Raw genomic sequence first — 24,478 nt, forward strand, 5'->3', positions numbered from 1 at the left:
GCGAGCTTAGCCACACCCGTGCGCTCCCTAGCCAAAAGAGGTGGCCATGACGACAACCGCCGCGGCGCCCGCGGATTTCACCACCGCGGCCTGGCCGGGCTGCGCACCGCGGCTGCTGCGGGAGCAGCCCGGTGTCGAGGACTATTCGAGCTATCGGGCCGGTGGCGGCTACCAGCCGTTGCCGGCGGCCGGTGATTTTCTCGACGAGGTCGAGCGCAGCGGGTTGCTGGGTCGCGGCGGGGCGGCGTTCCCGCTGGCGGTCAAGTTGCGCTCGGTGCGTGACGCCGGGCGTGACACCGTCGTCGTCGCCAACGGCGAAGAGGGCGAGCCGGCGTCGATCAAAGACCGTTGGCTGCTGCGCAACCGGCCGCACCTGGTGCTGGACGGGCTGCGGCTGGCCGCGCACACGGTGGCCGCCGAGCGCGCCTACGTGTATGTCTCCGACCCGCAGGCGGCGCGCAGCGTCGAGGACGCGGTGAACCACCTCGACGCCGAAACCCTGGGCGGGCTGGACATCACCGTGTTCACCGTCGCCCCCGGCTACGTCGCCGGCGAGGAGACCGCCGCGCTGCGCGCGATCAACGGCGGACCGGCCAAACCGACCGACAAACCGCCGCGGCCCTACCAGCACGGGATCGCCGGGCTGCCGACGGTGGTCAGCAATGTCGAGACGCTGGCCAATCTGCCGTATGTGCACCGGCACGGCGCGACCGCGTTCCGCTCGGTGGGCACCCCCGCCTCGCCGGGCACCTTCCTGGCGACCGTCACCGGCGCCGGACGACCGGCCGCCCTCTACGAGGTACCGCACGGCGCACCGGTCACCGAACTGCTTGCGCTGCACCAGGTGCCATCCGACCGGGTGCGGGGCGCACTGATGGGCGGCTACTTCGCCGGGCTGCTGAACCGGGACGTCCTCGATGCCACCCTGGATCACGAAACGGTGCGCGCGCTGGGCAGCGGTTTGGGTTGTGGGGCCATCGCCGTGCTCACCGACGACTGCCCGGTCGCGGTGGCGGCCGCGGTGTTGGCGTACTTCGACCGGGAAAACGCCGGCCAGTGCGGGTCGTGTTTCAACGGCACCGCGGCGATGGCGGTGGTGGCCGGCGCGTTACGGGACGGGGTCGCCACCGACGAGGACCTCGCCCGGCTGCGTCGCTGGTCGGTTCAGCTGCGCGGGCGCGGCGCCTGCGGCACCCTGGACGGCGCCGCGAACGTGGCGGCCAGCCTGCTCGCGCAGTTCCCGCAGCTGGTGGCCCGTCATCTCGACAATGACTGCGCGGCTTGCGCTTCGGCGCCCTTCGCCGCAGCGCGCCCATACGCGGTCGAGGAGGCCACGTCATGAGAATCCGCCTGGACCGCACGCAGTGCGACGGGTTCGGCTACTGCGCCAAACACGCGCCCGAGTACTTCTCCCTCGACGACTGGGGGTACGCGTCGCTGACCGGCGACGGCACCGTCGCCGAGTCCGACGAACACGACGTGCTGCGGGCGCTGTTGGACTGCCCGGTGCACGCCATCATCGAGATCAAGGAAGACGGTGACCCGGTTTGAGCGCAACAGGACGGCCGCTTCCCGCGATCACCAGCGAGAACGAGTTCTTTTGGACCGCCGGCGCCGACGACACGCTGCGGCTGCAGGAATGCCGCGATTGCGCGGCGCTCATCCACCCGCCGCAACCGATCTGCCGGTACTGCCGCGGAACCCAGCTGGGGGTGCGTGGCGTCTCCGGGCGGGCCACCCTGATTGGGTTCACCGTCAACCACCGGTTCAGCCTGCCCGGACTGCCGGCGCCCTACGTGGTGGCCCAGGTCGCCATCAACGAAGACCCCCGCGTCCGGCTGACCACCAACGTCGTCGACTGCGACCCCGACCAGCTGCAGCTGGGCCAACAGCTCGAGGTCGTCTTCGACCACGTCGAGGACGTGTGGCTGCCGTTGTTCCGGCCGGTGCCCGAAAGTTCGGCCTCCGCACCGTTGCCCGAGGACGAGATCGCGCCGGAGGATTTCGCCGCGCACATCCGGCCGATGGTGTCCACCGACAAATTCGAAGACAAGGTGGCGCTGACCGGCATCGGGATGTCGGCGCTGGGCCGGCGGCTGATGGTGCCGCCGCTGTCGCTGACCCTGCAGGCCTGCCAGCAGGCGGTCGCCGACGCCGGGCTGAGCCTCGACGACATCGACGGCCTGTCCACCTATCCCGGTGCCGGCCTACCGGGCCCGTTCGGTGAGGGCGGGGTGACCGCGCTGGAATCGGCGCTGGGCATCCGACCGACCTGGCACAACGGCGGGATGGAGACCTTCGGGCCGGGCGGGTCGGTGATCGCGGCCATGCTGGCGGTGGCCGGCGGGCTGGCCCGCCACGTGTTGTGCTTCCGCACCCTGTGGGAGGCCACCCACACCGAGCTGATGAAGCAGGGCAAGATCGTCCCGCAGGGCGGCCGCACCACCAGCTGGCAGATGCCGTTCGGGGCCACCTCCGCGGCGCACACCCTGGCTCTCAACGCGCAGCGGCATTTCCACCGCTACGGCACCTCCCGGGAAACGCTGGGCTGGATCGCGTTGAACCAACGGGCCAACGCCGCACTGAATCCGACGGCGATCTACCGCAATCCGATGACCATGGACGACTACCTGTCCGCGCGCCCGATCACCACCCCGTTCGGGCTGTACGACTGCGACGTGCCCTGCGACGGTGCGGTGGCGGTGATCGTGTCGGCCGTCGACGCCGCCCGCGACCTGGCCAAGCCGCCGGTGCTGGTGGAGGCGGTGGGCACCCAGATCGTCGAGCGCATCGACTGGGATCAGAGCACGCTGACCCACGAACCGCAGGTGCTGGGCCAGGCCGCGCACCTGTGGTCGCGCACGTCGCTGCGGCCGGCCGACGTCGACGTCGCCGAACTCTACGACGGGTTCACCTTCAACTGCCTGTCCTGGATTGAGGCGCTGGGCTTTTGCGGCATCGGGGAGGCCAAGAGTTTCCTGGACGGCGGGGCCAATATCGCCCGGGACGGGGTGCTGCCGTTGAACACCCACGGCGGACAGCTGTCCCACGGCCGCACCCACGGCATGGGGCTGATCCACGAAGCCGTCACCCAGTTGCGCGGTGAGGCCGGCGAGCGCCAGGTCACCGACGCCCGGGTCGCGGTGGCCAGCAGCGGCGGGCTGACGCCCAGCGGGGTGCTTCTGCTGCGGACCGACACATGACCGCACCGCAGCCGCGGGTCGTCAACGCCGGCGGCGTGCCGCTGTCGGCGCTACTCGCCGACGCGGCGGAGCCGCGCGCGGTAGTGGTCGCCCTGCACGGCGGGGGCACCACGTCGGCGTACTTCGACTGCCCGGGCCAGCCCCGGCTGTCCCTGCTGCGGAGCGGCGCGGCGCTGGGCTACACGGTCATCGCGCTGGATCGGCCCGGCTACGGCAGCTCCGCGCCGTATCCGGAGGCGATGAGCAACCCCGAACAGCGGGTGGCGCTGGCCTACACCGCAATTGAGAAGGTGCTCGGCGATCGGCCGCGCGGCGCCGGGGTGTTCGTGCTGGCCCATTCCAACGGCTGCGAACTGGCGCTGCGGATGGCCGCCGACGACCGCGGCACCGACCTGCTGGGTTTGGAACTGGCCGGCACCGGGCTGCACTACCATCCGGCGGCCGCCGAGGTGTTGCGCACCGCCCGCCCCGACCACCGGCCCGCCGGGCTGCGTGAGCTGCTGTGGGAGCCGGCCCGGCTGTACCCGACCGAGGTGCTGAGCGGAGTCACCAAAGCGGCCACCGGGGCGCCCTATGAAGCCGCGATGGTGTCCGACTGGCCCCGCCGCGACTTCCCGGCGCTGGCCGGCCAGGTCCGGGTTCCGGTGCGGTTCAGTTTCGCCGAGCACGAGAAGGTGTGGCGATCCGATGCCGCCGCGCGGGATGAGATCCGCGCCCTGTTCACCGCCGCGCCCCGGTTCGCGGTCAACGAGCAGTCCGACGCCGGACACAATCTCAGCCTCGGCTGGACCGCGGCGGCATACCACCTGTCGGTGTTGTCATTCGTCGAAGAAGTGGTGGCCAGCACCACCCCCGATGCGGATTTGGAGGCCGGTTGATGCGGGTTGGATTCATCGGACTGGGCAGTCAGGGCGGGCCCATGGCGCGCCGGATCGTCGAGGCGGGCCACCCGACGACGCTGTGGGCGCGGCGGCCCGCGTCGGTCGAACCGTTCGCCGACACCGCCGCCAAGGTCGCCGGTTCACCGGCCGAACTCGCCGCAGCCAGTGATCTGGTCTGTCTGTGCGTGGTGGGCGACGCCGATGTCGAGGAGGTGGTCACCGGCGACAACGGGGTGCTGGCCGGCCTGGCCGTCGGCGGTGTCATCGCCGTGCACAGCACGGTGCACCCCAACACCTGCCGCCAGCTGGCGGAAACCGCAGCCGCGCATAACGTTTCGGTGCTCGACGCCCCGGTCAGCGGCGGTGGCCCGGCGGCCGCCGCGGGGCGGCTGCTGGTGATGGTCGGCGGCGACGACGACGTCGTGGAGCGCTGCCGTCCGGTGTTCGAGACCTACGCCGATCCCGTCGTGCACTTGGGCGGACTCGGCTCCGGGCAGGTCACCAAGTTGCTCAACAATCTGTTGTTCACCGCCAACCTGGGCACCGCCGCGACGGCGCTGGCGCTCGGCGAAGCCCTCGGGGTCTCCGCCGAGCGGCTCGCCGAGGTGGTGTCCCGCGGCAGCGCAAACAGCTTCGCGCTGAACAGCATCCAGGGCTCGGGCGGCACCCTGGACCGGCTGGCCGGGCTCGCCGGCGCGCTGCTGCAAAAGGATGTCCGGTTGGTGGCCGACCTGGCCGACCGGGCCGCGGCCGCACCGGGCGCGGTGTTAGACGCCGCCGACGCCGCGCTGGCGTTGATGAAACACCCGCGATGAACGTCGGCTTCGTCGGCGCGGGGCGGATGGGACGCCCGATGGTCGCCCGCCTGATCGACGCCGGACACGTGGTGCGGGCGTTGGGGCGCAGCGCCGAAAAGCGCGATGACATCGCCGTGTTGGGCGCGCAGCCCACCGCGGAGCTGGCCGGCGTGGCCACCGGCGCCGACGTGGTGGTGGTGTGCGTGTTCACCGACGAGCAGGTGGCCGAGGTGTGCCTGCACAGCGGTCTGCTGACCGCGATGCGACCGGGATCGGTGCTGGTGGTGCACACCACCGCCAGCCCGCGCACGATGGACGCCATCGCCGCGGCCGCCGGTCCCGTCGACGTCGTCGACGCCCCGGTCAGCGGCGGCCCGCACGACGCGGCCGCAGGCCGGCTGACGCTGTTCGCCGGCGGCTCCGATCGGGCGTTGGCGACCGTTGCACCGGTGTTGGGCTGCTACGGCGACCCGGTGTGCCACGTCGGCCCGACCGGGGCCGGGCAGCGGGTCAAACTCGTCAACAACGCGCTGTTCGCCGCGCAGATCGGCCTGCTGTCGGAGGCCAGTCGGCTCGGTGAACGCCTCGGGGTGGCCGAGTCGACGCTGCTGGAGGCGCTGGTGCACGGCAGCGGCGCCTCCCGGGTCACCGGTGTGGTGGCCGGGCGCGGCTCGGTGGCGTCCTTTGTCGAGGCGGTCGGCGATTTCATCGGCAAGGACGTGGCGGTGGTGCGGGCGATCGCCGCCGACCTGGGCGGTGACCTCGGTGTTCTGGATGACGCGATCAACGCCGCCACCACCGCGTGAAACGCGCACCCGCTGCGGTCGAATTCTCCTTCCAGAACCGCCCGGTATCCCTTACAGTTGGGTCTACGGTCCCATGTCCGGTCGGTAGTTACCAGCCCGCGCCGCGCCGCTGAGGAGGATCCCAAGTGACTAAACCGAAGCTCGTATTCGATCCGTTCTCGGAGGAATATTTCACTAATCCGTTCGACATCTACCGACGGATGCGTGAGGAAGCGCCGCTGTACTACAACGAGGCCGAGGACTTTTACGCGCTGACCCGGCACGTGGATGTCGCGGCCGCGTTCAAGGACTTCGAGACCTACTCCTCGGCCCGCGGCTGCGACCTGTCCATGGTGCGCTCGGGTCAGGCGCCGCAGAAGTCGATCATCTTCATGGATCCGCCCGACCACCGGCATATGCGCAGCCTGCTCAACAAGGCGTTCACCCCGCGCGCGATCCAAGCCCAGCGGGAGACCGTGGTCGAGCAGATCGAGAGGTTCCTCGGCGCAGCCGATCCGGACCGGTTCGACGTGGTGCAGGACTTCTCCGGACCGTTCCCGGTGGAAGTCATCACCCGGATGGCCGGGGTGCCCGAGGAGTACCGGCAGCAGGTGCGGCACTGGATCGACGACTCGCTGCATCGCGAACCGGGGCAACCGGAAATGGACGAGGCCGGTATGAAGGCCACCATCGAAACCGCGACCTACTACTACGGCCTGATCCAGGAACGGCGCGCCAACCCGCAGGACGACATGATCAGCAGGCTGATCGCCGCCGAGATCCCCGGCGACGACGGTCAGATGCGCCGCCTCGACGACATCGAAATCACCGGCTTCGCAACGCTCCTGGGCGGCGCCGGCGCCGAGACGGTGACCAAGCTGGTCGGCACGGCGGCGGTGCTGTTCGCCCGCCATCCCGACCAGTGGCAACAACTGGTCGACGACCCCAGCAAGGTCCCGGCCGCGGTCGAAGAACTGCTTCGCTACGAAGGCCCCGTGCAATACAACGTCCGCTACACCCTGAAGGAGGCGCAGGTCAGTGGCGGCACAATTCCGCCCGGCAAGGCGGTGTTTTTGATCGGCGCCGCGGCCAACCGGGATCCCGAAGCGTTCACCGACGCCGATGCCTTCGACATCAACCGCGACCAGACCGAGGCGCAGCACCTGGGTCTCGGCTACGGCATCCACAGTTGTCTGGGCGCGGCGCTGGCCCGGATGGAAAGCCGAATCGCGTTGGAGAAGTTGGTCGAGTTCATGCCGCGCTACGAGGTGGACTGGGACGGGTTGCAACGCGTCCACATGCAGAATGTGGCCGGCTGGAGCAATGTGCCGGTGAAGGTGCTGGGATGACCCGGGCTGGCGACCAGGCAAAGCGCAGCGATGCGAAGGAGCGGCGCTGATGAAAGTTGTTGTCGATTATGGCCTGTGCGAGGCCAACGGGGTCTGTATGGGGATCAACCCCGAGGTCTTCGAACTCAACGATGATGACGAGCTGACCATCCTGCAGCCCGAGATCACCTCGGAAACCGAGCACGACGTGCGCGAGGCGGTGCGGCAATGCCCCCGCCAGGCGCTGTCGATCGAGGAGTAGGCGGGTTTCTTGGCCCGCGAGGCCCGCGAGCGTGCGCAGAATGCCAGGTTTTCGCCTGTGGGCGTACAACTGCGCACGCTGACCGGAAAATCCCCCGGCCAAGCAGCGAAAGTGCGCTCACGCAGGAGAAGTTCGAGAGGACTCCTGCGGGAACGCACTTTCGGTGTTGGGAATGCGACCCGGCTACGACGATCCCGGAAACCCGGACAGGATTACCGCGTTGCAGTCCGCGGCGGCCTGCCGCAGCTTCGCTGCCTTCTGGTAGCCCTCGGATTCGTACCAGGTCCGGGCGGCGTCGACCGATTCGAACTCCAGCACGACGGTCTGGTCGCCGTGCCAGCTGCCTTCGATGACCTTCGGCGCGGTGTCCACCGCGAGAATGCTCGCACCGGCCATCGCCGAGCCCGCCGCCTGCGCGTAGGCCTTCATACCCTCCGGGTCCTTGATGGCTTCGGTGAGGATGACATATCCCTTTGGCACTGAAACTCCTTATCTGGTGGACTAACTCGTCTCGATGGCTTGCTCGGGGCACTGTTTGACCGCGTCGCGCACGGCGTCGTGCAGCTCGGCGGGGATCTCCGGCAGGAGCACCTCGGAATACCCGTCCTCGTTGATGGCGAACACCTCCGAGCAGATCGTGGTGCAAATGCCGTGTCCGCGGCAGCGGTCCGGGTCGACCGAGGCCTTCATCGGGTGCTCTCCACGAACTCCAGGTTCAGTTCGGTCAGCCCGCGCAGGATGTAGGTCGGAACATATTGGTAGCGACGGTCATCGGCCGGACCGTGCGACCGCTCGGAGATCCTGATGTCGGTGGTGCGGTCCAGCAGCCGCTCGATCGCCACCCGGGTTTCGGCCCGCGCCAACGGCGCGCCGGGGCAGCTGTGGATGCCGCGCCCGAAGGTGATGTGCTGGCGGGCGTTCTTGCGAGCCGGGTCGAAGGTGTCCGGATTCTCGAACCGGCGCGGGTCCCGGTTGGCGGCCGCGTTGACCACCATCACCGTGGTGCCGGCGGGCAGGTCGACCCCGCCCACGGTGACCGGCACCCGGGACAGCCGGAAGTCACCTTTGACCGGGCTCTCGATGCGCAGCGCCTCCTCGATGAAGTTCGGGATCAGGCTGCGGTCGTCGCGCAACCGCTGCTGGATGTCCGGGCGCTCCCCGATGACCTGCAGCGCCGCACCGAGCAGCCGCACCGTGGTTTCCTGCCCAGCCGAGAACACGTTGGTGGCCACCCGGGCCACGTCGGTGACATCCGGGGTGGAGCCGTCCGGGAACGTGGCGGCCGCCAGACCGCTGAGCACGTCGTCGCGGGGGTTGGTGCGACGGTCGGCGATGTAGTCGGCGAAGGTCCCGTACAGGAACTCCAACGGGCTGTGCGCCAAGCCTTCCTCACCGGTGCTGCCGACCCCGCCACCGGCGTTGCGGTGGATGCCTTTGACGAACTCGTCGCGATCCTCTTCGGGGATCCCGAGCAGGTCGGCGATCACCAGCAGGGTGAACGGACCGGCGAAACCCTTGATGAATTCGCCCTCCCCCGGCGCCAGAAAATCGTCGAGCACCCGGTCGGCGAGCACCCACATCGCGTCCTCGTTCTCCTTGAGGCGTTTGGGGGTGATCAACCGCATCAGCAGCGCGCGGTGGTCGGTGTGGGTGGGCGGGTCGAGCGTGGGCAGCTGGTCGCTGAACGGCAGCTCGGCGCGGTGTTGCTCGATCAGCTCGGTGACGGCCGCACCGTCCAAGCCCTCCAGCGGAACCGGGAAGCCGGGGAACGGACCGGTCACCGAGATGCACGAGGAAAACACGTCGGCGTTCCCGGCCACCTCGCAGGCTTCTTCCCAGCCCGTCACCATGGTCACCCCGTGGTGGGGCTCGCGCGACACCGGGCAGCGCTGGCGCAGCGCCTCGAAGTACGGGTAGGGATCGGCGACCACCGCGTCGTCCCGGAAGAAATCGATCGCATCCACGTCATCCACGATCTAGGTCGCTCCCTTCGACGGGTATCTGGATCTCAACAAAGAGAATGTCACTCTCATTATTGATCAATAGGTTTTCATACGGGTAGGGGAACGTCAACAGCGGCGTCCGGGCACGCCGAGCGTGCGGGAGATCCGAACGGCGCGAACCACCGTCGCGCTCGGGTCAGCGTGGGGCGCGGACCCCGCTCAGCTGGCCGGGGTGAGGTCGGCGGCGACCGAGCGGCGCAGCATCATCGCGCTGCGGAACGTCTCGATCGGCGCCACCGATGCCCCCGGCGCGACGGCCGCCAGTGCCTGCGCCTTGAACACGCGCGCGGCACCGCTGAGCCGATGGTGCACCGCGTCGACGCTGCCGTCCAGCTCCGCCGACTCGGTGGCGCCCCACAGCGTGACCTCGGTGGCGCCGTGGTCCAGCGCGTCGAGCACACCGTCGCGGACCCGGGGGTCGGACCCGAACAGGTCGGCGGCCACCGCCAGGCTCTGCGGCTGTGGGCGGGCGCCCATCGATCGCAGCGCCGTCTCCAAATCGAGGGTGCGGGTGCCCAAGACCTGCAGCGGCCGATCGTTGAGCGGGTCACCGACCAGCACGGTGACGTCCCATCCGGCCATCACCCGGTCGAACAACCAGCCGCCGGCGAACCGGACGGCGTCGGCGACGCTGGACGACACCACGTCCAGCCGATACCGCAGATCGGGCTCTACGTCGGACTGGGCGGCACGAAGTCGCGAGTGAGCGACGCGGCGTACTCCTTGAACACGTCGGCCAGGGGTATTGAAGGATCCAGCAGCCATGTGGTTTCCATTCCGTTGACGAAGGCGATGATTTCTACGGCCTTGACGGCCGGGTCCAGGTCGGTGCGGTAGCGCCCTTCGCGCTGACCGCGCCGGATGCCGTCGGCGACGATGTCGACCGAGGCCCGATAGCGGGCCAGCATGCGATCGTGCAGCGGTGCGTCGGGCAGGATGCTTTCGACCAGCAGCACCGCGAAGGTGCCGGCCAGCACCGGTGACCGGTGCATGCGCTCGGCGGTGCGGGCGATCTGCTCGATCAGGTCGCCGGTGCGATCGGCGTGGGCGTCGTCGTCGGCGTCGCGGGCGTCGAGCACCGCATGCAGGAGTTGCTCTTTGGATTCGAAATGATGCAGCAGGCCCGCCGGGGTGACCCCGGCCTCGCCGGCGATCTGGGCCAGTGAGGTGGCGCGCCAGCCGTTGCGGGTCAGTAGCCGTTGGGCGGCCTCCAAGATCCGCTGCTTGCGGTCTTCGCCTTTGGCCAACAGCGTGGCATACGGGCGGGTATCGGGCACCGGACTCCTTCGTCCAACAAACCTACTGAACACACAGTAGGTTGGTTGGCGCGCTGTGACAAGGGTCTCAGTCGAGCTTATTCAGCGGCTCAGCTCATCCCGCCGCGGCCGCCACCGTTGACGGCGATGGTCTGGCCGGTGACGTAGTCCGAGAGCGGCGAGCACAGCCACAGGATCACATCGGCGGCCTCGCGGATTGTCCCGGTTCGGCCGAGTACCACGCCGGGCAGCGGTTTGGCCGCGTAGATCTGGGCGTCGGTGGGCGGGTTATCGGGGTCGATGGTGACGCCAAGGCGTTGTGCCTGCTTGGCGGGCATCCCGATTTTGATGTCGCGGCCGCCGGTGTGGATGACCTCCCGCTCGGATTGTGGTAGCGCGAACCGGGTCTGGATCACGCCGAACGCGACTGCGTTGACGTTGACGCGTATCGCTCCCCATTCCTGGGCCAACGATCGCATCAGACCGAGCTGTCCCGCTTTGGCGGCCGCGTAGTTGGCGGCGCCGTCGAGTCCCCAGGTGCCGGCCATCGAGGACACCAGCACGGTCTTGCGGTGCCGCACGTCCTCGGCGTCGGCTTTTGCCGCCGCACGGAAGACCGGGGCGCAGGCCCGGGCCAGGCGGAACGGAACGATGAGGTGGATGTCGAGCATCGCCTGGAACTGGTCGTCGGTCAGGGCGTGGACGCGGCCGTCCCAGGCGTAGCCGGCGTTGTTGACGACGATGTCCAGTGAGCCGCAGTGGTCGAGGGTGTGGGCGACCAGGTCGTCGCACACACCGGGCGCCACGAGGTCGCCGACGAAGACCTCGGCGGTGCCGGCACCGAACGCGGCGTCGAGTTGCGTGGCGGCGCTGCGGGCCGCCGCCTCGTCGACGTCGGCGATCACCACGCGGGCGCCGTTGGCGGCCAACATGGTCGACGTGGCGCCGCCGATACCGCGGGAACCGCCCGTGACGACGGCGACCCGGCCGGCCAGCATCTCCGAGCGCAGCGTGGGTTCGATCAGCAGGCTCATCGGCCCTCCCAGACTGGGTCACGTTTCTCGGCGAAGGCGCGCAGGCCTTCTTTCAGGTCTCGCGACCCCATCACCGGGGCGACGAAGGTTGACTGCCGCGCCCAGGCTTCGGTGTCGCTCCAGTCGTAGGCGTGGGTGAGGATCTGTTTGCTGGCGCGTACCGCCAGTGGGCCGGCCGCGGCGACTTCGGCGGCCAGTTCCAGGGCAGCGGCCAGTGCCCGACCGGGTTCGGTGATCCTGTTCACCAACCCGAGTTCGGCGAATCGGGTGGCTGGCCAAGTTTTTCCGGTCAGCACCAGCTCCATGGCGAGGTGATACGGGATACGTTTGGGCAGCCGGAAGCAGCCCCCGCCGATCGCCACCAGTGATTTCGCGGCTTCGGGTAGCCCCATGGTGGCAGTGCGCGACGAGACGATCAGGTCGCAGGCCAGGCACAGCTCCAGTCCCCCGGCCAACGCGTGGCCTTCCACGGCGGCGATCAGCGGCTTGGCCGGCGGCTGGGCCATGATCCCGAATCCGCCGCGGCGTTCGGTGACCGCCATGTCGCCGCTCGCCGCCGCGATCAGGTCCTGACCGGCCGAGAACACGAGGTCGGAGCCGGTTACCACGGCGCAGCGCAACTGGTCGTCGGCGTCGTAGGCGTCGACGGCGGCCTCCATGGCGCGCGCGGTGGCGCCGTCGAAGGCGTTGCGGCGCTCGGGCCGGTTGATTCGGATCAGGAGGATGTGCTCGCTGATCCGGTCGGTGAGCACAGGTCCCGTATCAGACATGCCGTTGTCTTCCTTCCCAATAGGGGTGGCGGAGCGTGGTTTTGAGAACTTTGCCGGCCGGGTTGAGCGGCAGCTCGTCGACGTAGACGAACTTGCGCGGCCGCTTGTAGGAGGCCAGTCGACCGTCGAGGAAGGCCACCAGTTCGTCGTCGGTCAGCCGTGCGCCGTTGGCGGTGACGATGAACGCCAGCGGCTGTTCGCCGAAATCGTCCTGGGGGATGCCGATCACCGCGGCGTCGACGACCGCGGGATGTCCGACGAGCACCTTCTCGATTTCGGCGGGGTAGATGTTCACGCCGCCGGCCACGATCATGTCCTTGATCCGGTCGGTGATGAACAGGAACCCGTCGTCATCGAGGTGTCCGACGTCGCCGGTGCGGTAGAAGCCGCCTTTGACGGTATCGGCGCCCAGCGGTCCGTGGCCGAGGTAGTGGTCGATCACCACCGGGGTGTTGACGGCGATCTCGCCGGTCTGGCCGGGCGGTAGCGGGTTCCACTGCTCGTCGACGATGGCGACCTCGACGCCGTCGTAGGGCAGCCCGCAGGTTCCCGGCTTGCTGAGCTGGTGTTCGGGGGCGGTGTAGCTGATCATCCCGGATTCGCTGGCTCCGTAGACCTCCCACAGCACGTTGGCGCCGAATCGGGTGGTCAGCCACTGTTTCAGCGACTGCGGGACGGGAGCGGCACCGGTGTTGATCGCCTGCAGGCAGGACAGGTCGTAGCGGTCGAGGGTGGCCGCCGGCAACGCCTGGATGCGCAACAGCATGGTGGGTACCGCGGTCCACGCCTGCACCCGGTGTTGGTCGATCAGCTGCAGGGCCGACTCGGCGTCGTAGGGGTCGAGCAGGATCAGCGTCCCACCGCGGGCGCAGGTGGCCGTGGCAATGGCGGGACCAGCACCGTGGTGAACGGGCATGGTCAGCAAGGTGACGGCGTCCTGCGGATACTCCGGCACGCTGCCCACTGACGCCCGGTATCGGGCCAGGCGTTCGGGGTCGCGCGCGTTGGCGGGATCCAGCGGCGGCACCCCGCGCGGTTTTCCGGTGGTGCCCGAGGTGTAGAGCACCAGTGCCGGCTGTGCTGCGCCGAAGCGCGGGGTGACGACCTCGGTGGTGATCAGGTCCTCGTAGCGGATGCCGCTACCGCCGGCGGGCTGCCCGACGGTGACCAGCAGGCCGATCTTGTGGTGCGTCCATCCGGTGGGGTCGGTGTCGTTGCAGAACAGTCCCTTGGCGTCGCTGTCGTGCAGGATGTAGGCCGCCTCGTCCGGTGTCAGGCGGTGGTTCACCGCGACCTGGGCGACGCCGAGTTTCTGCAGGGCGCGCTGCAGCACGAACCATTCGAGGCTCAGCCGAAACCGCATACCGATCCGGTCGCCTGCCACCAGCCCGCGTGCTGCCAGCCCCTCGGCGACGCGGTCGGCCAGGTCGTTCCATTGGCCGTAGGTCAGCTGGCGGTCGCTGTGAATGACGGCGGGGTGCTCCGGGCGTGACTGTGCCCAGAATTCTGGTGTGCCCGGGTGCGGTTGACGCATCCTTGCTCCTGGTTCAGTCGTTGACCAAGACGTGGACAGCGCAGACGGCGCCGATGCCGACCATGTGGGCGAGCCCGACACGGGCGCCCGGGTGCTGTCGTGCACCTGCCTCACCCCGCAGTTGTGTTGTCAGCTCCACGATCTGACCGACCCCGGTGGGGCCGATCGGGTGACCCATCGACAACAGGCCACCCGATGGGTTGACCGCGACGCGGCCGCCGATGTCGAATTCGCCTGCGCGCAGCGCGGCCGCTGCCTGTCCGGGCGGGCACAACCCCATGGCCTCCGCGTAGATCAACTCCTCCACGGTGAAGGCGTCGTGCAGTTCCACCACGTCGACCTCGGCGGCCCGTACACCGGCCTGGCCGAGCGCCTGCGCGGTGGTCTGCGCGGTGAGCGCTGCATCGAAATTCATGGTGCCGTACCAGGTTTCCGAGCGCAGCGCCGATGCAGCCACCCGTACCGCGCGACCGCAATCGACCCCCAATGCCCGGATGCCCGGCGCGGACGCAACGATGGCCGCGGCCGCACCCTCCCCGATCGGGCAACACTGCAGGCGGGTCAGCACGCCGCTGATCAAGGGCGGCGCCAGCACCTCCTGCAGGGTCCGCGGTGTGCGTCGTTGTGCGTACGGGTTCAGCGACGCGTTGCGGCTGTTCTTGACTGCCACCGCGGCGATGTCGTCGGCCCCGGCGCCGCTGTCGTGCATATAGCGGGAGGCCAATAAGGCGAAATGGGTCACCGGCAGCACCCGGGTGCCGACCAGATCCTGCAGGCCCGCGGCGCGCTGCGGCGACGACAGGCTCAGCGGCTTGTCCACCCCGACCGCGATCGCCACGTCGTGCACGCCGCCGGCCACGTCCAGGCACGCCTGGCGGAACGCACTCGACCCGGACGCGGACGCGTTCTCCACCTGCACCATCGGAATCCCGGTGGCGCCCAGATGGCGATACATCAACCGCGACAGCGCCATCGAGGTGGTCGCCGTCCCGGTGTACGCGGTCCGAATGTCGCGCCACGTGATGCCCGCGTCGGCCAGCGCCGCGCGCACCGCGATCACCCCCAACTCGGTGTAGGGCACCACACTCGGCTTTTGGTAAGGGTGCAGGCCGACGCCGATCACCCAGATCTCGCGCAGCCCGTTCACCGCTCTTGCCCTGACTGCGCAAGTACGAATGCCGGTTCAACCGTCTGGGTTTGGTCCTCGGATTCGGTGACCAGCCACCTCCCGGCCACCCGCGCCCCGATCTCGAGATCACCGGCGTCCGGATGGACCATGGCGCGGATCAACGGTCCCGCGTCCAGCAGCACCTCGGCGATGGTGAACGGTGCCGGCGGGTTGCCGGGGTGCTGGTGCAGCGTAGCCACCGCGAACACGATGCCGGTGGCGGCCAGCGTGGTGGGGGTCAATTCCGTTGCGCCGCAGCTCTCGCAACCGATGTCGAGGGGTGGAAAATACACCCGCTCACAGCGTGTGCACTCGACGCCGAGCAATATCGGGACCTGAGAAGCGGCGTCGTAGAGACGCGGATGGGCACCAACCCGCCGCAGCCCGGACTGTTCCATACTTGGGTTACGCCAGCTGCCCGGCGGGCGTGTAGTCGCCCGCGTCGCTAGTGAATTCGGGCTTGCCGTACGTCGTCAGCCGGCGTTTGACGAGCCGGATGACGTAGCGGTCGGTGATCTGCCGCAGTGCCGGGATCCTGCTGGCGCGCCGCACCAGCAGAAACCGCCCGAGGATGAACGGTGCAGTCAGGCCGATCCGCAGGTAATCGGCCAGTCCGATCGACACGCCCATGCCCTCGGCGACGGTGCGGTCGCCGTTGCAGAAGGCTCGGACGAAAGCGACCTTGCTGTAGCTCTTCTCCACGGCGTCCGCGATACGTTCCTGACGGGTCTCCTCCGGGCGCAGGTAGGCCGCCATGGTCGAACGCACCATTTCGCCGCAGGTGGCGTCATCGAAGTCAGCGCGCAGCAGTGCCCCGCGCGTGTGGATGAGGCGGATGATCTCGCCGGGCGTGGTCGGCAGGAGGTCCTCGGGCAGGCCGAGCAGAAACGCCCGGTAGCGGGTGAACTCCACCAAGGCGCGCTCACTTGCGGTGAATTCGGTGCGCCCCTGGCGTCGCGCGCCCAACGAGACCAGGTACAGGTTGATCATTCCGGCCGGCATCTGGTCGACCTGGGGGATCGGAATCCCGTAGATGTCGACGTCCCACTTCTCGGAGCGCTTGAGCGCGTTGTAGCGCACCATCGAGTGCATCAGCCGCACCATGGCCGCCGCCTCGAAGCCCGGGCCGTGCCGGTCCAGCGCACCGGGCAGCGTGGTGACCGCGAAGAAGCTCGTCGTCTCGTTGACCCGGCGCGCGGCGCGCCGGCCGGACAACGCCCCGGTAAGGGCCATCGGAAGCGCGGCGTAGGTGTTGACGAAGGTCGCGATGAACGCGCCCCGAGTCACGAAGGGCGATACCAGCGCCGCCGGGATGCGCGCTTGCCGGGCACCCTCGCCCACCAACTCCATGTCCAGCCACGCCGGGGTGGTCTCCATGTCGGCGATGAACGCCACTAGCTCCGGTGGTGCGTCGGGAACCGCGTTGATGCCCTCGCGGCACGCCCGCTGGAGCATGGTGATCAGGGTCGTGACGCTGTAGTCGGCCATCAGCGCCGCGTAGGGGTCCGCGACGACATCGCCCAGCAGGGTCGCCGTGCAGATCAGTTCGACGGCCCGCTCGTCGGCCAGGTACGCAGCGCGATCGGCGATCCACTCCGGCAGCGACGAGCGGTCCGCTGGGTCGGTGGTGGTGCGGTACGGCTGTGCGTCGAAGTCGATGCCGCCGTACAGGTCGTGCTGTAGTTCGCCTTGACTGCGGACCCGCCGCGCCAGCTTGGGGTAATGCGTGGTCATCACGATCCTCCAAATAACTAACACCTTGTGAGTTACACAAATAACAGGTTGTTAGTTATGCTGTCAAGCATGATGGTCCGGCAACGGCGGATGACGGCCGAGGCTCGGCGCGAGCAGATCCTCGACGTCGCCCACGCGATCGTCGACGCCGAGGGCTTTCACGCGGCGACCCCGAACCGGATCGCCCGCGAGGCGGGGATCAACAGATCGTTGATCTATCAGCAGTTCGGTGACCCCGCCGGACTGTTCGTTGCGTTGATCGACCGGGAAGCAGCGCGGGCGGGCGCACAGTTCGCCGCCGCCGTCGTCGAGTCACAGGACCACGGGGGGGATCACTACCTGCTGCGGGTGTTCGACGCGGTGCTGGCTGCCACCGATGCCCACCCGGCGACCTGGCGACTCTTCCTATTCCCGCCGCAGGGGGCGCCACCCGAGCTGCACGAGCGCCTCGCCCGGGCCCAAGGCGTCGTTCGGGAGTTCTTCCGCCGTGAGTTGCTGCGGATCGACCCGGAATTGGCGGACCCCGAGTACACCGCGCGTATCGCGCAGGCGGCCGGTCGCGAGCTGCTGCAGCTGCGCCTTAGCGACCCTGCGGCATCACACCAGCGCCTGCGGGCCATGGTGCAGCGATTCGGGGCTGAGCTGCTGCGGCGCTGACTCTCCTACAGTCCCAGCGATTTGGCGATGATCACCTTCATCACCTCGGAGGTCCCGGCGTAGATCCGGGCTACCCGGGCGTCGGTGTACAGCCGGGCGATCGGGTACTCCATCATGTAGCCGTATCCGCCGAACAGCTGCAGACACCGGTCCACCACCCGGGCCTGCATCTCGGTGCAGAACAGCTTCACCCGCGCGGCGTCGGCGCCGGACAGCTCGCCGGCGACCAGTTCGGTGATCGCCCGGTCCAGCATGGTTTGCGCCGCCTCCACCTCGGCCGACATCGCCGCCAGCTCGAATTTGGTGTTCTGAAACGACGCGACCGGGGTGCCGAATGCCTTGCGTTCCTTGACGTAGTCGATGGTGGCCGCGATCGCCGCCCGGGCCTGCGCCACCGAACCGACCGCCACCGTCATCCGCTCCTGGGGCAGGTTGTGCCCGAGGTAGCCGAACGCTTCGCCTTCCGCACCGAGCCGGTTAGCCACCGGCACCCGGACGTCGGTGAACGACAACTCGGCGGTGTCTTGCACCCTGCAGCCCATCTTGTCCAGCGCCCGGCCCTTGACGAAGCCGTCCATGCCGTCCTCGACGACCAGCAGGGTCAGGCCGCGGCGCCGGTTGTCCGGATCGGTCGACGTCCGCGCCACCACGATCACCAGGTCGGCCAGCAGGCCGCCGGTGATGAAGGTTTTGGCGCCGTTGAGCACGTACTCGTCGCCGTCACGGACCGCGCTGGTGCGCATCCCGGCCAGGTCCGACCCGGTGCCGGGTTCGGTCATCGCGATCGCGGTCAGCAGCGTGCCGGCGGCCAGGCCGGGAAACCAGCGCTGCCGCTGCTCGGCGTTGGCGTAGTTCAGGAAGTACGGCAGGATCACCTCAAGCTGGGTGCGCACGGTGCCGGTGGTGACCAGGGCGCGGGCCGCCTCCTCTTGCAGCACCACGTTGTAGCGGTAGTCGGGCAATCCCGATCCGCCGTATTCCTCGGGGATGGCCATGCCCAGCATGCCCAGCGCGCCCAGCTTTTCGAAGACCTCCCGCGGCATCCGGCCGGCCTTCTCCCAGTCGGCGTAATGCGGTTCGATCTCCTTGTCGACGAAGTCGCGGGCCAGCCGGCGGAAGGCCTCGTGGTCGTCGGTGAAAAGCTCGCGGCGCACCCGTTCTCCTTAACCGATCAGTTCCACCAGGGTGGCGTTGGCGGTGCCGCCGCCCTCGCACATGGTTTGCAGTCCGTACCGAATTCCGTTGTCCCGCATGTGGTGAATCATCCGGGTCATCAGCACCGCCCCGGACGCCCCGAGCGGATGCCCCAGCGCGATGGCGCCGCCGAGCGGGTTGACGTGGGCCGGGTCGGCGCCGGTCTCGGCCAGCCAGGCCAGCGGCACCGGGGCGAACGCCTCGTTGACCTCGAAGACGCCGACGTCGCCGACGCTGCGCCCGGTCTTGCGCAGCACCTTCTCGGTGGCCGGAATGGGTCCGGTCAGCATCAGCACCGGGTCGGCGCCGGTGACCGCGCCGCCGCGGTAGGCCACGATCGGCGTCAAACCGAGTTCCAGCGCCAACGCGGGGGTGGTGACCAGCAGGGCCGCCGCGCCGTCGGAGATCTGCGACGAGTTGCCGGCGTGGATCACCCCGTCCTCGGTGAACGCGGGTTTGAGCGCGCCGAGTTTTTCCACGGTGGTGCCCCGGCGGATCCCCTCGTCCTCGGTGACGACGGCGGCGTCGCCCTCGGTGAACACCGGCACGATCTGGTCCTTGAACGCGCCGCCGGTCTGGGCGGCGGCGGCCCGCTCATGCGAGCGCGCCGAGTATTCGTCGAGCGCGGTGCGGGACAGCCCCCACTTCTCCGCGATGAGCTCCGCCGAGATGCCCTGGTTGAACGAGAAGTCACGGTAGCGCTCAAGGACTTTGGGCCCGTACGGCATGCCGGTGGCACGCGCGGCGCCCAGCGGCACCCGGCTCATCACCTCCACGCCGCCGGCGACCACCACGTCCTGCTGCCCGGACATCACGGCCTGCACGGCGAAGTCCAGGGCCTGCTGGCTGGATCCGCAGGCCCGGTTGATGGTGGTGCCGGGGATGGTTTCGGGCCAGCCGGCGGCCAGCACCGCGTACCGGCCGATATTGCTGGATTGGTCGCCGACCTGGGACACGCAGCCCCAGATCACGTCGTCGACGATGACGGGGTCGATCCCGGTGCGCTCGGCCAGCGCACCCAGCACCACCGCGGACAGGTCGGCGGCGTGCATGCCCGACAACCCGCCGTTGCGCTTGCCGACCGGGGTGCGGACCGCTTCGACGATGACTGCTTCACGCATTGTTCTGCTCCGATCTGATCGCCCATCGACCAGTAAACGACGGCTCGCGCTTGGCGGCGAAGGCGGCATAGGCTTCGCCGGCATCCGCGGTGGCGAAGTTACCGGGTTGGGCGCGGGCCTCGTTGGCCAATGCCTGCGGCAGCGTGCAGTCGACACCGGCGGTCAGCAGCGCCTTGCTGTGCGCGAGCGCAACCGGCGGGCCGGCCGCCAGCCGGCGCCCCAGGTCGTCGACGAACGCGTCGATCTGCGCGCTCGGTTGCACCCAGGTCACCAAGCCCAGCGCGTGGGCCTCCGACGCGTCGATGGTTTCGGCCAGCAGCGTCAGCCGTTTGGCCTGCTGCAGCCCGACCAGTTTGGGCAACAGCCAGGAACCGCCGAGGTCGATCGACAGCCCGCGGTTGGCGAAGATCTGGCAGAACCGCGACTGCGGGGTCGCCACCACCAGATCGCAGCCCAACGCCAGGTTCCAGCCCGCCCCCACGGCCACCCCACTCACCTTGGCGATGGTCGGGATCGGCAGCTCGTGCAGTGCCAGCGCGACGTCGGTGAGCCGACGCAGCTTGCGGTCCGGGTGCACGTCCTCGGGCACCGAGATGTCGGCGCCCGAGCAGAACGCACCACCGGCCCCGGTGAGCACCAAGGCCCGGACGCCGTCGTCGTCGAGGACCGCGCGCAGCGCATCCCGCAACGCGATCCACAGCTCCGGGTTGAGCGCGTTTTTGCGGTGCGGCCGGTTCAGCGTCAGGGTGCGCACGCCGTCGCGGTCGCTGCACAACAGCACCGGGTCGCTCATGCCCCGATCACGCCCCGCTCGCGCAGCGCGGCGATCTCGTCGGCGCCCAGCCCCAGTCCGGCCAGCACCGCCGCGGTGTGCTCGCCCAGGCCGGGCACCGCGCCCATCGGTTGCTCGAATCCCGAGATCACCGGCGGCGGCAGCAGCGCCGGGATGGCGCCGTTGGGGGTGTCCACCGACCGCCACCGGTCGCGGTCTTTGAGCTGCGGATGCGCGACGACCTCGCTGGGCGTGTTGTACCGCGAGTTGCCGATGCCGGCCTCGTCGGCGATCTGCTGAATCTCGGCGAGATCGTGTTGGGCGCACCAGGTTCGGATCGCCTCGTTGAGCACGTCGCGGTGCGCGCAGCGATCCGCATTGGAGGCCAACCGCGGGTCGTCGGCCAGGTCCGGGCGGCCGATGATGTCCCGGGCCAGCCGCTGCCATTCCCGGTCGTTGGTGGTGCCCAGCACGACGGTCTGCTGATCGCGGGTGCCGAACGCCCCGTAGGGGGCCACCGCCGGCGAACTCATGCCCAGCGGCTGCTGGTCGACCCCGGAGTGCTGGGTGTAGGTCAGTTGATAGCCCATGATGTCGGTCATGGTGTCGAACAGGCTGACCGCCACCGCGGGGGCGGCCCCCGGGTTGTCGCGGCGCCCGTACAGCAGCGCCACGATCGACAGCGCGGCATACAGCCCGGTGGAGATGTCGGCGACCGGCGGGCCGGGTTTGGCCGGCATATCCGGGTAGCCGGTGACCGCGCAGCACCCCGACTCGGCCTGCACCAGCAGGTCATACGCGCGTTTGTGGGAGATCGGCCCACCCGGGCCGTAGCCGTCGATCTCAACCGGGATGACGTGGGGGTGTCGGGTGCGCAGGTCGTCGGGCGCGATGCCCAGCCGCGCGGTGGCCCCCGGCGCGAGGTTGGACACCAGCACGTCGGCGCCGTCGAGCAGTCGGTGCAACAGGCCGATCCCGGCGTCGGATTTCAGGTCCAGCGTCACCGATTCCTTGCCGCGGTTAGCCCACACGAAGTGCGCGGCAAGACCGTTGACGACGTCGTCGTAGTCGCGGGCGAAGTCGCCGCCGGTGGGGTTTTCCACCTTGATGATGCGGGCCCCGAAATCGGCCAGCACCCGGGTGCACATCGGCGCCGACACGGCTTGCTCCAGCGCCACCACGGTGACTCCCGCCAGCGGCGCGGGGTGGGTCTGGGTCATCACATCACCATGCCGCCGACCCCGGTCAGGTCGAACAGCGGGTTGGGCATCAGTAGCTCCTCGGCAGCTTCAGGGTGTGCGACCCCAGGTAGTTCAGGATCATCTCCTGGCTGATCGGGGCGATCTTCATCAGTCGGGCCTCCCGGAAGAACCGGGATACGTTGTACTCCTCGGAATAGCCCATGCCGCCGTGGGTCTGCAGCGCGCGGTCGGCGGCGGTGAAACCGGCGTCGGCGCAAAGGTATTTGGCGGTGTTGGCTTCACGTCCGCAGGGTTTGCCGTTGTCGTACAGCCAGGTGGCCTTGCGCAGTATCAGTTCGGCGGCGTCGAGGCGGGCCAGCGAGTCGGCCAGCGGGAACTGGATGCCCTGGTTCATCCCGATCGGGCGGCCGAACACTTCGCGCTCGTTGGCGTATTTGACCGCCCGGTCCAGGGCGACCCGGCCGATGCCGAGCGCTTCGGCGGCGATCAACATCCGTTCCGGGTTGAGCCCGTCGAGGATGTAGGAGAAACCCTTGCCCTCCTCACCGACCCGGTCTTCCACCGGGACTTCGAGGTTGTCGATGAACAGCTCGTTGGAGGAGACCGCGTTGCGCCCCATCTTGGGGATGGGCCGGATGTCGACCCGGCTGCGGTCCAGGTCGGTGAGGAACAGCGTCATGCCGTCGGTTTTCTTGGTGACCTCGTCGTAGTGCTGGGTGCGGGTCAGCAGCAGGATCTTCTCGGACTCCAGCGCTTTGGAGATCCACACCTTGCGGCCGTTGACGATGTAGCGGTCGCCGTCGCGTTTGGCGAACGTGCTGATCCGCGAGGTGTCCAGGCCCGCACCGGGCTCGGTCACCCCGAAGCAGACATGCAGCTCCCCCGACGCGATGCGGGGCAGGGTCCGCGCCTTGAGCTCGTCGGAGCCGTGCACGACGACCGGGTGCATCCCGAAGATCGACATGTGAATCGAGCTGGCGGCGTTCATGCCGCCACCGGAGCGGGCCACCTCCTCGGCGAGCAGGGTGGCCTCGGTGATCCCAAAGCCGTGGCCGCCGTACTCCTCGGGGATCGTCATGCCCAGCCAGCCGCCGTCGGCGACCGCGTCGTAGAACTCCTGCGGGAATTGGTGCGACTGATCCTTCTGCATCCAATAGTGGTCGTCGAACTTTGCGGCCAGTTCGGCGACCGAGGTGCGGATCAGTTGCTGATCCTCGGTCAGCTCAAAGTTCATCCCAGACATGGGTCACCTTCTTCCCGCGAGCAGACGCAAAAGTCCCGTTTTCATGCCGAAAACAGGGGCTTTTGCGTCTGCTCGCGCTAAAAAATCTAACTGTTCGACTTCGCCGCTTCCATCAGCGCGTTCGACTGCCGCTGGCCCTCCTTGTGGTGGCTAAGCGCCCGGATCGACACGTCGTGGCCTTCGGCGGCCTTGCGCAGCGCGCCGACCGTGGCCTGCTCCCGGGAGATGTGGCTGAACGGGTCGAACGAGTACCAGCGCATCGCGTTCTCGTGGGTCATCTTGTTGATGTCGGCGTCGGGCACCTTGTTGGCGGTCAACACCTCCCACAGTTCCTCCGGCGCGCCCGGCCACATCGAGTCACTGTGCGGGTAGTCGGCCTCCCAGCAGATGTTGTCGATGCCGATCTCCTCGCGCAGCTTGACGCCGACCGGGTCGGAGATGAAGCAGGTCAAAAAGTGCTCCCGGAACACGTCGGAGGGCTGCTTGCCACCGAAGTCCTGGCCGGTCCACGTCGAGTGCATCTCGTAGGTGCGGTCGGCGCGCTCCAAGAAGTACGGGATCCACCCGGTGCCGCCCTCCGACAGCGCGATCTTCAGGTCGGGGTAGTCCTTGATCGGCTTGGACCACAGCAGGTCGGCGGCGGCCTGCACGATGTTCATCGGCTGCAGGGTGATCATCACGTCCATCGGCGCGTCCGGGGCGGTGATCGCCAACTTGCCCGACGACCCGATGTGCACGTTCATCACGGTGTTGGTGTCGCACAACGCTTTCCACAACGGGTTCCAGTACGCGTCGTGGAAGCTGGGGTAGCCCATCGCCGCCGGGTTTTCGGTGAACGTCAGCGCGTGCACGCCCTTCTTGGCGACCCGACGGACCTCGTCGGCGCAGCGTTCGGCGTCCCAGATCACCGGCAACGCCATCGGGATGAACCGCGCCGGATACGCCCCGCACCATTCATCGATGTGCCAGTCGTTGTAGGCCTGCACCAGCGCCACCGAAAACTCCGGGTCGTCGGTGGCGAACAGCCGCCCGGCGAAGCCCGGGAACGACGGGAAACAGATCGACCCCAGGATGCCGCCGGCGTTCATGTCCTTGACCCGCTCGTCGACGTTGTAGCAGCCGGGCCGGATCTCGTCGAGGCCCTGCGGCTCGAGGCCGTATTCCTCCTTGGGCCGGCCGGCGACCGCGTTGAGCGCCACGTTCGGGATGACGGTGTCCCGGAACTTCCACATGTCGGAGCCGTCGGGGTTGTGCACCAGCCGCGGCGCGTCGTCGAGGTACTTCTTCGGTAGGTGGTTTTTGAACATGTCCGGCGGCTCAACGGTGTGGTCGTCGACGCTGATCAGGATCATGTCGTCTTTGTTCACGGACCCTTCCCTTCCGCTGGGGGGCACTTGGACGGGCGCACGGGTCGCCCACCCGTCACTCTAATGGAAATTAGCTTCTCACTTCCCGAGAATCAACATCTTGAGACCCCTGCTCCGCCTCGGCTGGCCGGGTCGGCGGGCCGGCTATGCAGCGCGACGGCGAACGG

26 protein-coding genes are annotated in these 24,478 nt (G+C 68.7%); 9 read left to right on the forward strand and 17 right to left on the reverse strand.

All coding sequences use genetic code 11. From position 1 onward, the window contains the following. Positions 1–46: 46 nt before the first annotated feature. From ACAG26_RS24765 to ACAG26_RS24800, 8 genes are all read left to right on the forward strand, one after another. Positions 47–1,342 (forward strand): NADH-ubiquinone oxidoreductase-F iron-sulfur binding region domain-containing protein, encoded by a 1,296-nt coding sequence (locus ACAG26_RS24765; RefSeq protein ID WP_370485727.1) that lies wholly within the window; start codon positions 47–49, stop codon positions 1,340–1,342. Beyond that, entirely contained in the window at positions 1,339–1,551 is a 213-nt protein-coding gene (locus ACAG26_RS24770) for a ferredoxin (protein WP_370485728.1), read from the forward strand. Before ACAG26_RS24765 ends, ACAG26_RS24770 begins: the two co-directional genes overlap by 4 nt. Continuing rightward, positions 1,548–3,203, forward strand: a complete 1,656-nt coding sequence (locus tag ACAG26_RS24775) for an OB-fold domain-containing protein (protein WP_370485729.1) — start codon at positions 1,548–1,550, stop codon at positions 3,201–3,203. The genes ACAG26_RS24770 and ACAG26_RS24775 overlap by 4 nt, the downstream gene beginning before the upstream one ends. After that, on the forward strand, positions 3,200–4,081 hold the full coding sequence (locus ACAG26_RS24780; RefSeq protein WP_370485730.1) for an alpha/beta hydrolase: 882 nt from the start codon (positions 3,200–3,202) through the stop codon (positions 4,079–4,081). Before ACAG26_RS24775 ends, ACAG26_RS24780 begins: the two co-directional genes overlap by 4 nt. Next, entirely contained in the window at positions 4,081–4,899 is an 819-nt protein-coding gene (locus ACAG26_RS24785) for an NAD(P)-dependent oxidoreductase (protein ID WP_370485731.1), read from the forward strand. Before ACAG26_RS24780 ends, ACAG26_RS24785 begins: the two co-directional genes overlap by 1 nt. Next, a complete protein-coding gene (locus tag ACAG26_RS24790; RefSeq protein ID WP_370485732.1) occupies positions 4,896–5,687 on the forward strand; it encodes an NAD(P)-dependent oxidoreductase in 792 nt (263 codons plus the stop codon). The genes ACAG26_RS24785 and ACAG26_RS24790 overlap by 4 nt, the downstream gene beginning before the upstream one ends. Positions 5,688–5,812: 125 nt before the next feature. Continuing rightward, complete coding sequence (locus ACAG26_RS24795) at positions 5,813–7,015, forward strand: cytochrome P450 (RefSeq protein ID WP_370485733.1); 1,203 nt, start codon at positions 5,813–5,815, stop codon at positions 7,013–7,015. A gap of 49 nt (positions 7,016–7,064) precedes the next feature. Next, positions 7,065–7,256, forward strand: a complete 192-nt coding sequence (locus ACAG26_RS24800; protein ID WP_370485734.1) for a ferredoxin — start codon at positions 7,065–7,067, stop codon at positions 7,254–7,256. 183 nt (positions 7,257–7,439) lie between these two features. On the opposite strand, the gene ACAG26_RS24805 is transcribed toward ACAG26_RS24800, so the two are convergent. From ACAG26_RS24805 to ACAG26_RS24855, 11 genes are all read right to left on the reverse strand, one after another. Then, entirely contained in the window at positions 7,440–7,736 is a 297-nt protein-coding gene (locus ACAG26_RS24805; protein WP_370485735.1) for a DUF1330 domain-containing protein, read from the reverse strand. A 21-nt stretch (positions 7,737–7,757) separates the two neighbouring features. Then, positions 7,758–7,946: a ferredoxin gene (locus ACAG26_RS24810; protein ID WP_370485736.1), complete on the reverse strand. Its 189-nt coding sequence runs from the start codon at positions 7,944–7,946 to the stop codon at positions 7,758–7,760. After that, positions 7,943–9,232, reverse strand: coding sequence for a cytochrome P450 (locus ACAG26_RS24815; RefSeq protein ID WP_370485759.1), 1,290 nt, complete (start codon positions 9,230–9,232; stop codon positions 7,943–7,945). The genes ACAG26_RS24810 and ACAG26_RS24815 overlap by 4 nt, the downstream gene beginning before the upstream one ends. A gap of 186 nt (positions 9,233–9,418) precedes the next feature. Next, positions 9,419–9,922, reverse strand: a complete 504-nt coding sequence (locus ACAG26_RS24820) for a hypothetical protein (protein ID WP_370485760.1) — start codon at positions 9,920–9,922, stop codon at positions 9,419–9,421. Between the two features lie 8 nt (positions 9,923–9,930). Next, the gene (locus ACAG26_RS24825) at positions 9,931–10,536 is read right to left on the reverse strand and encodes a TetR/AcrR family transcriptional regulator (protein ID WP_370485737.1); all 606 of its coding nucleotides are present in this window, start codon (positions 10,534–10,536) and stop codon (positions 9,931–9,933) included. Between the two features lie 89 nt (positions 10,537–10,625). Beyond that, the gene (locus ACAG26_RS24830) at positions 10,626–11,549 is read right to left on the reverse strand and encodes an SDR family NAD(P)-dependent oxidoreductase (protein WP_370485738.1); all 924 of its coding nucleotides are present in this window, start codon (positions 11,547–11,549) and stop codon (positions 10,626–10,628) included. Beyond that, positions 11,546–12,319 (reverse strand): crotonase/enoyl-CoA hydratase family protein, encoded by a 774-nt coding sequence (locus ACAG26_RS24835; RefSeq protein ID WP_370485739.1) that lies wholly within the window; start codon positions 12,317–12,319, stop codon positions 11,546–11,548. The genes ACAG26_RS24830 and ACAG26_RS24835 overlap by 4 nt, the downstream gene beginning before the upstream one ends. After that, positions 12,312–13,853: a class I adenylate-forming enzyme family protein gene (locus tag ACAG26_RS24840; RefSeq protein ID WP_370485740.1), complete on the reverse strand. Its 1,542-nt coding sequence runs from the start codon at positions 13,851–13,853 to the stop codon at positions 12,312–12,314. The genes ACAG26_RS24835 and ACAG26_RS24840 overlap by 8 nt, the downstream gene beginning before the upstream one ends. A 13-nt stretch (positions 13,854–13,866) precedes the next feature. Continuing rightward, the gene (locus tag ACAG26_RS24845; protein WP_370485741.1) at positions 13,867–15,000 is read right to left on the reverse strand and encodes a thiolase family protein; all 1,134 of its coding nucleotides are present in this window, start codon (positions 14,998–15,000) and stop codon (positions 13,867–13,869) included. After that, a complete protein-coding gene (locus ACAG26_RS24850; RefSeq protein WP_370485742.1) occupies positions 14,997–15,419 on the reverse strand; it encodes a zinc ribbon domain-containing protein in 423 nt (140 codons plus the stop codon). The genes ACAG26_RS24845 and ACAG26_RS24850 overlap by 4 nt, the downstream gene beginning before the upstream one ends. Positions 15,420–15,426: 7 nt before the next feature. Next, positions 15,427–16,755: an oxygenase MpaB family protein gene (locus ACAG26_RS24855; protein WP_370485743.1), complete on the reverse strand. Its 1,329-nt coding sequence runs from the start codon at positions 16,753–16,755 to the stop codon at positions 15,427–15,429. 90 nt (positions 16,756–16,845) lie between these two features. On the opposite strand from ACAG26_RS24855, the gene ACAG26_RS24860 reads away from it, so the two are divergent. Further along, complete coding sequence (locus ACAG26_RS24860; RefSeq protein WP_370485761.1) at positions 16,846–17,412, forward strand: TetR/AcrR family transcriptional regulator; 567 nt, start codon at positions 16,846–16,848, stop codon at positions 17,410–17,412. A gap of 5 nt (positions 17,413–17,417) precedes the next feature. Here ACAG26_RS24860 and ACAG26_RS24865 read toward each other — a convergent pair whose 3' ends face one another. From ACAG26_RS24865 to ACAG26_RS24890, 6 genes are all read right to left on the reverse strand, one after another. Next, the gene (locus ACAG26_RS24865) at positions 17,418–18,566 is read right to left on the reverse strand and encodes an acyl-CoA dehydrogenase family protein (RefSeq protein WP_370485744.1); all 1,149 of its coding nucleotides are present in this window, start codon (positions 18,564–18,566) and stop codon (positions 17,418–17,420) included. 9 nt (positions 18,567–18,575) lie between these two features. After that, positions 18,576–19,727, reverse strand: coding sequence for an acetyl-CoA C-acyltransferase (locus tag ACAG26_RS24870; RefSeq protein ID WP_370485745.1), 1,152 nt, complete (start codon positions 19,725–19,727; stop codon positions 18,576–18,578). After that, positions 19,720–20,520 carry an enoyl-CoA hydratase/isomerase family protein gene (locus tag ACAG26_RS24875; protein ID WP_370485746.1) on the reverse strand — a complete coding sequence of 267 codons (801 nt, stop codon included), beginning with the start codon at positions 20,518–20,520 and terminating at the stop codon, positions 19,720–19,722. Before ACAG26_RS24875 ends, ACAG26_RS24870 begins: the two co-directional genes overlap by 8 nt. Then, the gene (locus ACAG26_RS24880; RefSeq protein ID WP_370485747.1) at positions 20,517–21,719 is read right to left on the reverse strand and encodes a CaiB/BaiF CoA transferase family protein; all 1,203 of its coding nucleotides are present in this window, start codon (positions 21,717–21,719) and stop codon (positions 20,517–20,519) included. Before ACAG26_RS24880 ends, ACAG26_RS24875 begins: the two co-directional genes overlap by 4 nt. A gap of 49 nt (positions 21,720–21,768) precedes the next feature. Then, positions 21,769–22,935, reverse strand: coding sequence for an acyl-CoA dehydrogenase family protein (locus ACAG26_RS24885; RefSeq protein WP_370485748.1), 1,167 nt, complete (start codon positions 22,933–22,935; stop codon positions 21,769–21,771). 95 nt (positions 22,936–23,030) lie between these two features. Continuing rightward, positions 23,031–24,311 carry an amidohydrolase family protein gene (locus ACAG26_RS24890; protein WP_370485749.1) on the reverse strand — a complete coding sequence of 427 codons (1,281 nt, stop codon included), beginning with the start codon at positions 24,309–24,311 and terminating at the stop codon, positions 23,031–23,033. Positions 24,312–24,478 lie beyond the last annotated feature (167 nt).

Origin of the sequence: Mycobacterium sp. pUA109, from assembly GCF_041287095.1 — a bacterium.
In the GTDB taxonomy this organism is placed as follows: domain Bacteria; phylum Actinomycetota; class Actinomycetes; order Mycobacteriales; family Mycobacteriaceae; genus Mycobacterium.

Coding starts and splice junctions, on each gene's coding strand:
- ACAG26_RS24860 (WP_370485761.1), top strand. CDS start 16,846: ATGACGGCCGAGGCTCGGCGCGAGCAGATCCTCGACGTCGCCCACGCG.
- ACAG26_RS24810 (WP_370485736.1), bottom strand. CDS start 7,946: ATGAAGGCCTCGGTCGACCCGGACCGCTGCCGCGGACACGGCATTTGC.
- ACAG26_RS24840 (WP_370485740.1), bottom strand. CDS start 13,853: ATGCGTCAACCGCACCCGGGCACACCAGAATTCTGGGCACAGTCACGC.
- ACAG26_RS24885 (WP_370485748.1), bottom strand. CDS start 22,935: ATGAACTTTGAGCTGACCGAGGATCAGCAACTGATCCGCACCTCGGTC.
- ACAG26_RS24835 (WP_370485739.1), bottom strand. CDS start 12,319: ATGTCTGATACGGGACCTGTGCTCACCGACCGGATCAGCGAGCACATC.
- ACAG26_RS24770 (WP_370485728.1), top strand. CDS start 1,339: ATGAGAATCCGCCTGGACCGCACGCAGTGCGACGGGTTCGGCTACTGC.
- ACAG26_RS24765 (WP_370485727.1), top strand. CDS start 47: ATGACGACAACCGCCGCGGCGCCCGCGGATTTCACCACCGCGGCCTGG.
- ACAG26_RS24855 (WP_370485743.1), bottom strand. CDS start 16,755: ATGACCACGCATTACCCCAAGCTGGCGCGGCGGGTCCGCAGTCAAGGC.
- ACAG26_RS24850 (WP_370485742.1), bottom strand. CDS start 15,419: ATGGAACAGTCCGGGCTGCGGCGGGTTGGTGCCCATCCGCGTCTCTAC.
- ACAG26_RS24785 (WP_370485731.1), top strand. CDS start 4,081: ATGCGGGTTGGATTCATCGGACTGGGCAGTCAGGGCGGGCCCATGGCG.
- ACAG26_RS24800 (WP_370485734.1), top strand. CDS start 7,065: ATGAAAGTTGTTGTCGATTATGGCCTGTGCGAGGCCAACGGGGTCTGT.
- ACAG26_RS24875 (WP_370485746.1), bottom strand. CDS start 20,520: ATGAGCGACCCGGTGCTGTTGTGCAGCGACCGCGACGGCGTGCGCACC.
- ACAG26_RS24780 (WP_370485730.1), top strand. CDS start 3,200: ATGACCGCACCGCAGCCGCGGGTCGTCAACGCCGGCGGCGTGCCGCTG.
- ACAG26_RS24870 (WP_370485745.1), bottom strand. CDS start 19,727: ATGCGTGAAGCAGTCATCGTCGAAGCGGTCCGCACCCCGGTCGGCAAG.
- ACAG26_RS24880 (WP_370485747.1), bottom strand. CDS start 21,719: ATGACCCAGACCCACCCCGCGCCGCTGGCGGGAGTCACCGTGGTGGCG.
- ACAG26_RS24790 (WP_370485732.1), top strand. CDS start 4,896: ATGAACGTCGGCTTCGTCGGCGCGGGGCGGATGGGACGCCCGATGGTC.
- ACAG26_RS24830 (WP_370485738.1), bottom strand. CDS start 11,549: ATGAGCCTGCTGATCGAACCCACGCTGCGCTCGGAGATGCTGGCCGGC.